At 63.0% G+C, this 13309-nt stretch carries 9 protein-coding genes; 3 read left to right on the plus strand and 6 right to left on the minus strand.

Going from position 1 to position 13309, the window contains the following annotated elements; all coding sequences use genetic code 11:
* The first annotated feature begins 92 nt into the window (after positions 1 to 92).
* From RPE78_RS13130 to RPE78_RS13140, 3 genes are read left to right on the plus strand one after another with little or no spacing between them, the layout of a single operon-like run.
* Complete coding sequence (locus tag RPE78_RS13130) at positions 93 to 3425, plus strand: DUF2126 domain-containing protein (RefSeq protein ID WP_406720810.1); 3333 nt, start codon at positions 93 to 95, stop codon at positions 3423 to 3425.
* 24 nt (positions 3426 to 3449) lie between these two features.
* Positions 3450 to 5867, plus strand: a complete 2418-nt coding sequence (locus RPE78_RS13135; RefSeq protein WP_406720811.1) for a circularly permuted type 2 ATP-grasp protein — start codon at positions 3450 to 3452, stop codon at positions 5865 to 5867.
* 3 nt (positions 5868 to 5870) lie between these two features.
* Complete coding sequence (locus RPE78_RS13140; RefSeq protein ID WP_406720812.1) at positions 5871 to 6749, plus strand: transglutaminase domain-containing protein; 879 nt, start codon at positions 5871 to 5873, stop codon at positions 6747 to 6749.
* Positions 6750 to 6839: 90 nt separating this feature from the next.
* On the opposite strand, the gene lpxB is transcribed toward RPE78_RS13140, so the two are convergent.
* From lpxB to bamA, 6 genes are all read right to left on the minus strand, one after another.
* Entirely contained in the window at positions 6840 to 7991 is a 1152-nt protein-coding gene (gene lpxB / locus RPE78_RS13145) for a lipid-A-disaccharide synthase (RefSeq protein WP_339107371.1), read from the minus strand.
* A complete protein-coding gene (locus RPE78_RS13150) occupies positions 7991 to 8791 on the minus strand; it encodes a UDP-2,3-diacylglucosamine diphosphatase LpxI domain-containing protein (RefSeq protein ID WP_339107372.1) in 801 nt (266 codons plus the stop codon). The genes lpxB and RPE78_RS13150 overlap by 1 nt, the downstream gene beginning before the upstream one ends.
* Positions 8792 to 8816: 25 nt before the next feature.
* Entirely contained in the window at positions 8817 to 9617 is an 801-nt protein-coding gene (gene lpxA / locus RPE78_RS13155; RefSeq protein WP_339107373.1) for an acyl-ACP--UDP-N-acetylglucosamine O-acyltransferase, read from the minus strand.
* Between the two features lie 10 nt (positions 9618 to 9627).
* Positions 9628 to 10089 carry a 3-hydroxyacyl-ACP dehydratase FabZ gene (gene fabZ / locus RPE78_RS13160; RefSeq protein WP_339107374.1) on the minus strand — a complete coding sequence of 154 codons (462 nt, stop codon included), beginning with the start codon at positions 10087 to 10089 and terminating at the stop codon, positions 9628 to 9630.
* Positions 10090 to 10222: 133 nt separating this feature from the next.
* Positions 10223 to 10918, minus strand: a complete 696-nt coding sequence (locus RPE78_RS13165) for an OmpH family outer membrane protein (RefSeq protein ID WP_406720813.1) — start codon at positions 10916 to 10918, stop codon at positions 10223 to 10225.
* Positions 10919 to 10958: 40 nt separating this feature from the next.
* Positions 10959 to 13304 carry an outer membrane protein assembly factor BamA gene (gene bamA, locus RPE78_RS13170; RefSeq protein ID WP_339107376.1) on the minus strand — a complete coding sequence of 782 codons (2346 nt, stop codon included), beginning with the start codon at positions 13302 to 13304 and terminating at the stop codon, positions 10959 to 10961.
* Between the last annotated feature and the right edge of the window lie 5 nt (positions 13305 to 13309).

The raw sequence follows: 13309 nt of genomic DNA on the forward strand, positions 1-13309 counted from the left end.
GCGGGAAACTTCCAGCGGCCCGCCGAAATCGCTGGCCCTTGCGCGCATGGCTTGCCTAGGTTGTCTTAACAGCCTTGGAAGGACAGCGCGTCATGGCGATCTATGCATCCATTCATCACCTTACCCATTACAAATACGACAGAAATGTCATGCTTGGGCCACAGATCATCCGGCTGCGGCCTGCGCCCCATTCGCGTACCAAGGTGATTTCGCATTCGCTCAAAGTGACGCCTGCCGAGCATTTCGTGAACCTCCAGCAGGACCCCTATGGCAATTGGCTGGCGCGTTTCGTCTTCCCTGAGCCCGTGCGCGAATTCAAGATCGAGGTCGATCTTGTGGCCGATATGACGGTCTATAACCCTTTCGATTTCTTCGTCGAGGAATCCGCCGAGCATTGGCCGTTCGACTACCCCGCCGATTATGCCGCCGATCTGGCAGTCTATCGCACGCCCGAAAAAAGCACCAAACTGCTGGACGCTTTCGTCGCTAGCATTCCGCGCCAGAAGACCCGCACGGTGGATTTTCTGGTCGGGCTGAATACGCAGATTTCCGGCCTTGTCGATTACACCATCCGGCTGGAACCGGGCGTGCAGACGCCCGAGGAAACGCTGACGCTGAAGTCGGGCTCCTGTCGTGATAGCAGTTGGCTTCTGGTGCAGGTGCTGCGTCAGCTGGGCTTTGCGGCGCGCTTTGTCTCGGGCTATCTGATCCAGTTGAAACCCGATGTGAAGGCGCTGGATGGCCCCTCGGGGACCGAGCATGATTTCACCGATCTGCATGCTTGGGTCGAGGTCTATCTGCCCGGCGCGGGCTGGATCGGGCTGGACCCGACCTCGGGGTTGATGACGGGCGAAAGCCATATCCCGCTGGCGGCCACCCCTCATTACCGCACCGCCGCGCCGATTGCGGGGGGCTTCACCGCCGATGGCACGCCCAAGGTCGCGTTCGATTTCGACATGCAGGTCACGCGCGTGGCCGAACATCCCCGTATCACCAAGCCGTTTTCCGACGAGGCTTGGGACGCGCTGAATGATCTGGGCAAACAGGTTGACCGCGATCTTGTCGCAAGCGATGTGCGCCTGACGATGGGCGGCGAGCCGACCTTTGTGTCGATTGATGACTTCCAGTCCGAGGAATGGAATACCGCCGCCGTCGGCCCGCAAAAACGCGACCGCGCCGATGTGCTGATCCGCAAGCTACAATCGCGTTTTGCCCCCGGTGGCTTCCTGCATTACGGTCAGGGCAAATGGTATCCGGGCGAGACCCTGCCGCGCTGGACGTTTTCGCTGTATTGGCGCCATGATGGCCAGCCGGTCTGGTCCAATAATGACCTGATCGCCCCCGAAGGCACCTCGCAGGATGCCACGCCCCATCAGGCGCAAGAGCTGATGCGCGAGATCGCCCATCAGCTGGATGTCGATGAAAACTATGTCATCCCCGCCTATGAGGACCCTGCCGAATGGCTGGTGAAAGAAGCCCAGCTGCCCGAGAATGTGACGCCCAAGAATTCGAAACTGGAAGATGCCGAGGCGCGCCATCGGATTGCCCGCGTCTTTGATCGCGGCTTGACCACGCCCACCGCCTTTGTGCTGCCGGTGCAGCGTTGGCAGGCCAAGGCGGGCGGTGCGGGCTGGCGCTCTGAGCAGTGGAAGCTGCGGCGCGGTGCGATGCTGCTGGCCCCCGGTGACAGCCCCGCAGGCTACCGCCTGCCGCTGGCCTCGCTGCCACATCTGAGTGCCGCGCAATACCCCTATCACAACCCCGCCGATCCGACGATTCCGCGCCCGCCCCTGCCCAAGCGCGATCCGGTGAAACCGGCGGAACGGCTCAGCCAGCCGATGGCCTCTTTCATCCCGTCCGAGCCTGTGACGCAGGGCTTTGTTCCGCAGGGCTCGCCCGAGATCGACGGTTTCGTGCGCACCGCCCTTTCGGTCGAGCCGCGCGACGGGCGGCTATGTGTCTTCATGCCGCCTGTGGTCTGGCTGGAGGATTACCTGGACCTTCTGCGGGCCGCCGAAGCCGCCGCCGCCAATCTGGGGCTGAAGGTCCATATCGAGGGCTATGCGCCGCCAAATGACCCGCGTCTCAATGTGATCCGCGTGGCCCCCGATCCGGGCGTGATCGAGGTCAATATCCATCCCGCCCATTCATGGGAGGATTGCGTGGCCACGACCGAAGCGATCTATGAAGAGGCCCGCCTCTCGCGTCTGGGCGCTGACAAGTTCATGATCGACGGGCGTCATACCGGCACGGGTGGCGGCAACCATGTGGTGGTCGGGGGCGAGACCCCCAATGACAGCCCCTTCCTGCGTCGCCCCGATCTGTTGAAATCGCTGATCCTGACGTGGCAGCGCCATCCCTCGCTCAGCTATCTCTTCTCGGGCATGTTCATCGGCCCGACCTCGCAGGCGCCACGGATCGACGAGGCCCGCCATGACAGTCTTTACGAGCTTGAGATCGCGCTCCACCAGATCCAGCCGCATATGTCGGTGCCGCCTTGGCTGACCGACCGCCTCTTGCGCAATATCCTGATTGATGTGACAGGCAATACCCACCGCGCCGAGATCTGCATCGACAAGCTTTACTCCCCCGATGGCCCCACGGGGCGTCTGGGGCTGGTCGAGTTCCGCGGCTTCGAAATGCCGCCCCATCCGCGCATGTCGCTGGCCCAGCAGCTTCTGATCCGCGCGATCATTGCCCGCGCGTGGAAATCGCCCATCGAGGGCCGCCCTGTCCGCTGGGGCACCGTGCTGCATGACCGCTTTATGCTGCCGCATTTTATCTGGCAGGACTTCCTCTCGCTTCTGGAAGACCTCAGCCTGCATGGCTATGACTTCGACCCCGCGTGGTTTGTGGCGCAGGAAGAATTCCGCTTCCCCTTCTGCGGGCAGATCACCGTCGAGGGCGTGCATCTGGAACTCAAACAGGCGCTGGAGCCGTGGCATGTGCTGGGCGAGACCGGCGCGATTGGCGGCACTGTGCGCTATACCGATAGTTCGGTCGAGCGGATGCAGGTCAAGATGACCTCTCTGCACCAAGACCGCTATAAGGTCACCTGTAACGGGCGCTTCCTGCCGATGACCCCCACGGGCACCTCGGGAACGTCGGTCGCGGGGGTGCGCTATAAGGCGTGGAAACCGCCGGAATCGCTGCATCCGACGCTGCCCACCAATGCGCCTCTGGTCTTTGACATCTATGACACTTGGTCGAACCGTGCGATTGGCGGCTGCACCTATAACGTGGCCCATCCGGGCGGGCGCAATTATGACACCTTCCCCGTCAATGCCAATGAGGCCGAGGCGCGGCGTCTCGCGCGCTTCCAGCCCTTCGGCCACACACCCGGCACCTATGTGCCAAAGGTGGAACAGCCCCACCCCGAATTTCCGCTCACGCTTGACCTGCGCCGCCCAGTCGGGCTGATCTAGGCGCAGAACATTTAGGGCGAAGCGATGGCCGATAGACCAAACCCGCCTGCCAGCCCGCTGCTGGCAGGGTATGCACCCGTAAAGGGAGTGGCGGACGAGCTTTTCGACGCGACAGGCCGGATGCGACCGGTCTGGCGCCGCTTTGTCGAGCGGTTCCTGCGGCTCTCGCCCGAGGAGATCGAGGCCCGTTTCGAACGCGCCGATCTGTATCTGCGCGATGCGGGTGTGTTCTACCGGCAATATTCCAATGACCCGCTGACCGAACGTAGCTGGCCGCTCAGCCATATTCCGGTTATCCTGCACGAGGCGGAATGGCGCGGTATCTGCGAGGGGCTGACCCAGCGTGCCGATCTTCTGGAACAGGTGATGGCCGATCTTTACGGGCCTGCCGATCTGGTGACGCAAGGCCACCTGCCCGCAGAACTGATCGCGGGGTCCAGGCAATTCCTGCGCCCGATGGTGGGGGTAAAGCCCAAGGGCGGGCATTACCTGCATTTTCTGGCCTTCGAGATCGGGCGCTCGCCGGACGGGTCGTGGTTTGTGCTGGGCGATCGGACACAGGCGACCTCGGGGGCGGGGTTCGCGCTGGAAAACCGCATGGCCACGGGGCGCGCCTTTCCCGAACGGTTCCCGCGCGCCTATATCCATCGTCATGCCGGATTTTTCGGGGCCTTTCTGCAAGCGTCCGAACGGCTGGCCGAAGATCGCGAGCACCTGCGCGCGACACCGGCAATCCTGACCCCCGGCCCCTCGAACGAAGCCTATTACGAACATACCTATATCGCCCGCTATCTGGGCATCCCGCTGCTGGAGGGGGAAGATATTGTCGTCGAGGACGGGCGGGCCAAAGTGCGCACCATCTCGGGGCCACAGCCGCTCGGGGCGCTCTGGCGGCGGATCGATGCCGGATTTGCCGATCCGATCGAATTGGACGAGACCAGCCAGATCGGCACGCCGGGGCTGATGGAGGCCATCCGGCAGGGCCATCTTGGCATGGCCAATGCGCTGGGATCGGGCATTCTGGAGATGCGCGCCATGCTGGCCTTCCTGCCGCGCATCTGCGAGGTGCTGACCGGCAAACCGCTGACCCTGCCCAATATCGCGACATGGTGGTGCGGGGCCGCCGATGCCCGTGCCTATGTCAACGCCAATGCCAAGCGGATGATGATCGGCTCCGCCTATGCGGTGAACCTGCCCTTTGACCTGAATGCCACCACGGCTCTGGGCGGGCAGTTTCGCGGCTCGGCCCGTGAGTCGGTGACAAAATGGCTTGAAGAGGAAGGCCGCAGCCTTGTGGGACAGGAAGCCGTGACGCTGTCGACCACGCCTGCATGGTCGCGCAATGCCGCAGGAGAGGCGCAGATCACCCCCCGCCCGATGACCGTGCGGGTCTTTGCCGCGCGCACCGAAACCGGCTGGCGCTTCCTGCATGGCGGCTATGCCCGTATCGGACGCTCCGAAGACCCCACGGCGCTGGCCATGCAGCGGGGCGGCTCGGTGGCCGATGTCTGGATCGTGGCCGATCATCCGGTCTCGCAAGAGAGCCTTGCCCCCGAAAAGACCGGCCGTTTCCTGCGCAGCGATCCGGGCATTCTGCCGGCACGCGCTGCCGACAACCTTTATTGGCTGGGCCGCTATATCGAACGGACCGAGGACGCGATCCGCCTGCTTCGCGCCTATCATCTGCGGCTGGCGGCCACCGGAAACAGTGCCGATCCGCGGCTCAAGCTGATGCGCAGCTACCTTGCCTCGGTGGGCTATACATTCGAGAAAGCGATCCCCGACACGCTTCTGGGACGTTTCGAGATGGCGCAGGGCTGTGCGGCCAAGGTGCGAGACCGGTTCTCCACCGATGGCTGGAACGCGCTTGGCGATCTTCTGTCCACGGCGCGGCGCTTGCAGAAAACCGCAAAGCCGGGCGATGATGCCGCCCGCGCCATGTCGGTTTTCCTGCGCAAGATCACCGGTTTTTCGGGGCTGGTGCACGAGAATATGTATCGCTTTTCCGCATGGCATTTCCTGTCCTTCGGGCGGGCGCTGGAACGCGCTGATGCCACGACCACCCTGCTGGAACTCTACGCCGCCCCCGACAGCCCCGAAGGCGGGCTGGATCTGGCGGTCGAGGTCTGTGACAGCGTGATCACCCATCAACGGCGCTTCCGCGTGGAAACCAGCCGCGACACCGTGCTGGACCTGCTGGCGCTGGATGGCGACAACCCGCGCGCGCTGGCCTTTCTGATGACGCGCATGTGCGATCTGGCGCGGCGGATGCCCTATGCGATGGATCATGGCCGCCCCAATGCGCTGATGCGGGCGCTGATGCAGCTTGAAACCGAATTCAGCTGTGCCGAACCCGACGATCTGACCCCCGAGCGCCTGCGCCACCTGCGCCATGAATTGGGACAGGTCTCCGACCTTCTGACCACCGCCTATCTGAGATGACCGATGTTCTATGATCTGAAACTTGTCATCGAATACCATTACGATTACCCCACGGATCGCGCCCGCAATATGCTGCGGCTGATGCCTGCGCGGCTGGCGGGTCTGCAAGAGGTGCAGACCGCCGCCCTTGTCGTTACGCCCCGCCCTGACGAGCGCCATGATCTCACCGATTATTTCGGCACATCCGCCAGTCAGGTGGCATGGGCGCGCCCTGTCTCGGCGCTGCGGTTCGAGGTCACAGCCAAGGTCGAGCGCAAAGAGGATCCGCGCGCGATGGATGTCTCGGCAAGCCTGCAGACCCTCCCGCGCGAGCTGGCGCAGCAGGCGAGCCTTGCCCCCGTCGCGCCGCATCATTTCACCCAACCGTCGGCGCGTATCCTGCGCAGCCCCGCCATTACCGCTTTCGGGCAGGACTGCCTGATCCGCGAGATGAGCACCCTTGAGGCCATCGAGGCGATCGGCCATGCGCTGCACCGCGAGATGGAATTTGATGCAAGCGCCACCACCGTCGACACATCCGCTACCGAAGCCTTCACCGCACGGCGCGGGGTCTGTCAGGATTTCGCCCATATCATGATCACCGCGCTGCGCGGGGTCGGCATTCCGGCAGGCTATGTGTCGGGGTTTCTGCGCACCAATCCCCCGCCCGGACAGGAGCGGCTGGAAGGGGCCGATGCGATGCATGCCTGGGTGCGGGCATGGGCGGGATCGGAAATGGGCTGGGTCGAGTTCGACCCGACCAATAACCAGTTCGCGGGAACCGATTATATCGTGGTGGGCTACGGGCGCGATTATGCCGATGTGGCCCCCGTGCGCGGCGCGCTACGGTCTATGGGCGGGGCCACGACCACGCAAGCGGTCGATGTGATCCCGCGCCCATAGGGAAGAGGGATGCGGGCAAAGCCGAGGACGTTCAGGGGCCGAGACCTTTCCCGTTTGGCAGGTCTATGGCCCAATCAAACCCGGATCCGTTCAGGCGCGGTCCAGAAAGCCCAGCACCGAGCGCGCCGCGCGCAGACCGGGAGGATCGCCCCCCTCGCCCAGACGCTGCATGGTCAGCTCCATCGCCGCGATCTGACCGGCGCGGGCCTCGCGATCTTCCAGCAGCTGCAACAGCTTTTCCGAAATCAGACGCGGCTGACAGTTGGGGCCAAGAAATTCGGGCACCTGACGGGTGTCAGAGACCAGATTGACCAAGGTTACCGTGTCGATTTTCATCATATTCCAGACGATATGCCATGTGATGCGCGAGGCATCATAGGCAATCACCATCGGCGTGCGGTTGGCGGCCAGTTCCAACGAGACCGTGCCCGAGGCCGCCAGCGCCAGATCGGCCGCGGCAAAAGCCGCGCGCTTGTCCTCGCTGGCTTCGACAACGATGGGCGCAACCGGCCAGCGGGCCGTCATCTGCCGCACGAATTTCGAGACCCCCCGCACCGTCGGCACCACCACCCGCAGGCCCGGCTCGCGGTCGCGTAGCTGCATCAGCGCCTCGTCAAACCGTGCCCCCAGACGCGCAACTTCGGATTTGCGCGATCCGGGCAGACACAGCACCAAGGGCTGGTTCGGGCCGATCATATGGGTTTCGCGGAAGGCTGCGGCCTCTTCGGCGGTGGCACGCGGTTCGGTCACCACCGGATGCCCGACAAAATCGCAGCTCATCCCCGCCGCTTCCATATAGGGCGGCTCGAACGGTAAAAGCGCCAGAACATGATCGACGGTCTTCGCCATCTTGGCCGCGCGCCCTGCCCGCCATGCCCAGACCGAGGGCGCGACATAATGCACGACCTTCTGCGCGGGACGCGTCGCTTTGACGATCTTGTGGACGCGCAGGCAGAAATCGGGACTGTCGATCGAAATCACCACATCCGGCGCCTCCGCCAGAATGGCCTCGGCGGTCTCGCGGATCCGGCGCTTGAGTTCGCGGTATTTGGGCAGGATTTCGGCGATCCCCATCACCGAAAGCTCTTCCATCGGGAAGCGGCTCCCGAGCCCCTCTTCTTCCATATGCACCCCGCCGATCCCCGTGAAAGAAATCTCGGGCACCAGCGATTTCAACCCTGCCATCAACGCGCCGCCAAGCTTGTCGCCCGACGGTTCGCCCGCGATGACGAACACCCGCATCAGGGGCGCACCCAGAGGAAGATTCCGGCTTTGGTCGCGGCATCCGCCGTGGCGGCCTGATCCAGCACCATCACACCGCCGGCTTCGATGACAATCCCCGCAAGCCCCGCATTGGCGACCCGCGCCACGGTTTGCGGACCGATCACCGGCAGGTCGATCCGGCGGTCCTGACCCGGCTTCGGCGCCTTGTAGAAGACCCCGCCACCGGGGTTCAGTGCCTTGTGCAGGCTGACAAAATCCAGCATCGCATCGGTGCCCGGCTGGGCCTCAACCGCAAGACAGAGCCCGTTCGACACAACGCAACCCTGCCCCACATCCACAGCGCCCATCGCCGCGACAATCGCCGCCGCCCGCGCGGCGTCTTTCTCGTCGCGTTCGGAAATCGCGCCGAGGCGCAATCCGGCAGGCGGCAGAAGCTGCGGCAGAAGTTCGTGAATGCCCAGCGTCTGGATGTCCCATTCGGCAAACAGCTCGATGACCGCGCGCAGCGTGGCATCATCGCCCTGCTGCATAGCCCCCAGCATCCGCGGCACAAGTTGCGCGGTTTTCAGATCGAACATCTCGGGTTCGATCTTCGGACGGCTCAGCGCGCCCGCGAAGACCACATGGGTGATCCCGCGCCCGACAAGCTCGTCGAGAAAGGGCACCAGCCGCTCGAAGCGGAAGCGGATCACCTCTTCGCCGCCGATCTCGCAGGGGAACCCGTCCATCTCGCAGACTGTCAGCCCCGGCACAGCCTGCGCCAGCAGCTTCGGTGCGGCTCCCTGACCGGCGATCAGCGCAATCGTCTTGGGGTTCATCTGTCCGTCCATCCTCTTTCGGGCCTTATTTATGTTGCGGCGTCAGGAACGAACGATCCGACGGTCCCAGAATAAAATCAAGCACTTCACGCACAAGTTCACTCTCCGGTCCGGCCTCGTTATGTTCGCGGGCCACCTCGCGGAAATTGCCCTCGCCCAACGCCTTATAAAGATCGCGCAAGGCATTGATTTCGGTGCGGTCCGTGCCACGGCGGCGCAGTCCGACAAGGTTCATCCCCTCGACCTGTGCCCGTGGACCGGCAACCAGCGCATTGGGCATGACATCGGCGGCCACCATCGACAGCGCCCCGATCATGGCACCGCGCCCGATCCGCACCCATTGGTGCACCCCCGAAAGCCCGCCGACAATCGCATCGTCATCAATATGGCAATGCCCCGCCACAGCGACCGAATTGACCAAGATCACCCGGTCACCGATGATGCAGTCATGGCCGACATGGCAGGACGACATGAACAGCCCGTCATCGCCCACCTTGGTCAGACCGCCACCGCCTTCGGTGCCGGTATTCATCGTCACATATTCACGGATGCGGTTCCGCTTGCCGATAACCAGCCGCGTTTTCTCGCCCTTGAATTTCAGATCCTGCGGGATCTGTCCCAGAGAGGCGAAAGGAAACACTTCTGTCCCCTCGCCGATCTCGGTCGCACCTGTGACCACGATATGGCTCTTGAGCGTGACATTGGCCGCAAGAACCACTTCGGAGCCGATAAGACAGAAAGGACCGATCTTGCAGCCCGGGCCGATGACGGCCCCCTCTTCCACGATGGAAGATGCGTGGATCTCGGCGGTAGGATCGATCGCCATGCCTGTCTCCTTACTTCGCCGTCGCCATCATGGCGGTCAGCTGCGCCTCGCAGGCCAGCTCGCCATCAACCAGCGCGCGGCCCTCGAACTTCCAGACCTTGCCACCGCCACGCTTGAGCGTCAGCTCCATGCGCAGCACATCACCGGGCACGACCTTGCGGCGGAATTTCACACCATCCATCGACATGAAATACACCGACATATCCTTGTCGATCAGGTTCTTCGAAATGCCCGTGATCACAGCAGCGGTCTGTGCCATCGCTTCCACGATCAGCACCCCGGGCATCACCGGCTCTTGCGGGAAATGGCCTTCGAAATGCGGTTCGTTGGACGTGACGCATTTGATGCCAACGCCGCTTTCCATCGGGACAATGTCAATGACCTTGTCCACCAACAGGAACGGATAGCGATGCGGCAGCATGCGTTTGATGAGCGCCAGATCGGCCTCGGTATAGGGGGCGGCTTCGGTCATTTTCTGTCCCTTTTATCTTTTGCCGACGACATAGTTAGCCAATGAGGCCGGGAGCATGGATTAGCAAGCCAATCAGAACTTTGCAAGAAAAGCGAAAGCGATACCCGCCTCCAGATTGCGGGTGGTCGGCCGTTTATGGCGCGCTCGGACCGGATGGCAGCGGCTCTTCCTCCAGAAGATCGGGCGCGGTGCCGGAATTTGGCGCCGGCGCAGGCTGTGCAGGCGGATCGGGCGCATCCCCGCCCAGCTCTTTCGGCACGGGCTGCGGCTCTCCGGTGCCCAGCTTGCTATCGACGATTTCCAGCATGTCATCGGTCACGTCGATCTGCGCAAGGCCACGGATGATCACCCGCCGGTCGATGACGATCTGCGCGCCCTTCTGCTGCAGCAGATCATCCAGCAATGGCAGCGCCGCCTTCAGGAAGGCCTGTTGCTCGGCCTCGACCTGACGGGCCAGCGCCTCGGCCTTGGCCTTTTGTGCCGCGCGGATGCCGGTGGCCTTTTCGTCAAATGCATCGGCCGCACTTCGGAAAGCCTCGGGGGTCATGGTGGCACGCCGCCGCGTCAGCGTCTTCTCTTCCTCGATCAGATCATCGGCGATGCGCTTGTTTTCGGCCGCGAGCCGCGTCGATTCTTGCGCAAGCTGCTGCTTCACGCGCCGCGCCCAGGCCGATTTCTGGTAAAGCTCTTCCCAGTCAAGCGTCAGGATCGGCATATTGGCCGCCACCGCCCCATCGCGCGAGACGGTGACCCCTTTGGCGTCCTGCGCCATGACAGCAACCGGCAGGATACAGGCGGGCAGGACAAACAGCGCCGCAGCACCGATCATCCGCGAAGCACCCGCCCTATACCACGCCCATCGCATCGGATCAGAACTTCGTCGACACGGTCAGGTCGAAGTTCTGCTCTTCGTCGTAATCCTCTTTGACGATGGCCTTGGAGAAGTTCAGACGCAGCGGGCCGATGAAGCTGTCCCACAGGAGCGAGACACCGATGGCCGAGCGCAGGTGGAACCCGTCATCGACCTCTTCGACACCATCGGTATCGTCCAGACCCCAGACAGAGCCGGCATCAAGGAAGACCGCGCCCCCCAGCTTATATTCCTCGGGCAGACCCAGCGGGAACTGCGCCTCGAGGCGGGCGACTGCGAAATATTTACCGCCAAGCGCGTCTTCGTTGGGCGCGGCCGTATCGCGCGGGCCGATCCCGTTGGATTCGAAGCCGCGGATTTTGCCGTTTCCGGTGAAGCGGTCCAGAATGGTGGTGTTACCGGAGGAGGCAATGATCGCGCCGCCTTCCAGCTCGGCACGCAGCGTCACCTCGTCATTCCAGACCTTGCGCTGTGCGCGGCCCAGAACCGTGGTCGTTACCGCCTCGACATCGCCGCCCAGACCCGCGAATTCCTGATCGAAGCGCAGCAGATAGCTGTAGCGCGGGTCGATATTGGTCTCCGTGGTGTCGAAGGTATAGGTATATCCCACCGCCGATTTGTAGCGGGCCCCCTCTTCGCGCGACAGGATCGGCGACGAGCCGGTTGCCTCGCTTGCATCATAGGTGTCCACATCGGACAGCTCTTCGCGGCTGAACTCGTAGCGCAGTTTCAGGCGCGCATTCTCGGCCACGGGGAACTCGATCGAGGGCTGGATGCCCGCACGCATGGTCGAGTAATCGGAGTTGTCGTTATCGGTGGTGCTATAGAACAGCCGCCCCGTTGCCGCCAGATCGCGCCCGAAGAGATAGGGTTCGGTGAAGCTGATCACCGAGGTCTGGTTATCCGAGGTCGTCCCGATGCCGATCGAAAGCTGCTGTCCACGCCCGAGGAAGTTGCGCTCGTTCAGCGAGGCATTGATCCCGAAACCGGCAGAGGCGCCATAGCTTGCACCGAAGGTCAGCGAGCCGGTCGGCTGCTCGGTCACGTTCACGTCAACGATGACCTGATCATCATTGGTGCCCTTGCGGGTGTTCACATCGGCATTCGAGAAATAGCCCAAGGCGCGGATACGCTCGGCGGAGCGCTTGATCTCGCGCGGGTTATAGGGGTCGCCTTCGACCGAGTGGAATTCACGACGGATCACACGGTCCAGCGTCGCGGTATTGCCCTCGATATCGATGCGCTCGATAAAGATACGCGGGCCCTTGACCAGCGCGAACTGCACATCCAGCGTGCCGGTGCGCGGGTTGCGGGTCACACGCGGATCGACCCGAACGAAGTTCAGACCGGCCTGACGGGCTTTCTCTTCCATCCGCGTCACGGCCAGATCGATGGCGGTGGGCGTGTAGATCGCGCCCGCGCGGATCTTGCTCAGCTTGGAATACTCGTCCGCGCTTACCCCGTTCACTTCGGAGACGGTCGAGATCTTGCCGAATTTGAACTGCTGGCCTTCGCTGATATTGAAAGTCATGAAGAAGGCGTCGCGTTCGCGGGTCATCTCGGAGGAGACACCATTGACCTGCACATCCGGATAGCCGCGCGAGCGGTAGAAATCGGTCAGCAGCTGGCGATCCACATTGACGCGGTCGGCCACGAACGTATCGCGCTGGATGAACGCCCGCAGGATGCCCGCCTGTTTGGTTTGCAGGACCTGACGCAGACGGCGATCCGAGAAGGCATGGTTGCCGGTGAAGGAGATCCGCTCGATCTCGGTGACCTTGCCTTCCTTGATCTCGAAGGCGATATCCACGCGGTTATTGGAGCGGCGGATGACCTTGGGCTCGACGCGGGCATTGACGCGACCGCCCTGAGCATAGGCTTCGGCGATCAGCTGGGCATCGGCCTCGACGGTGGCGGGGCTATACACACGGCGGCTTTGCGACTGGACGATCTTGGCAAGCGCCTCGTCCTTCATCCGCTGGTTGCCCTCGAAGCTGATCACGTTGATCGTCGGATATTCCTGCACAGTGATCTTCAGCGTGCTGCCTTGCGGCTCCAGATCGACCTTCTCGAACAGACCCGAGGATTGCAGCTTCTGATAGGCTTCATTGAGCTGGCCCGCGCTGAGGCTTTCGCCCGCCTTGATGCCTGCGGTGCCCAGAACGGTGGCGTTGTCCACGCGCTCGTTGCCCGAGATCGACACCGACGAGAAGCTGTAGCTTTGCGCCAGAACCGAGTCCGGCAGTGCCACGCTTGTCAGTGCCACAGCAAGCGACAGGGCCGCTGGTGCGAGAATACCGGAAATTTGTCCAAGACCTTGCCGGCCTTCTTGCCTGTTCAACATCGCCC

Source organism: Thioclava litoralis (genome assembly GCF_045278885.1).
In the GTDB taxonomy this organism is placed as follows: domain Bacteria; phylum Pseudomonadota; class Alphaproteobacteria; order Rhodobacterales; family Rhodobacteraceae; genus Thioclava; species Thioclava litoralis.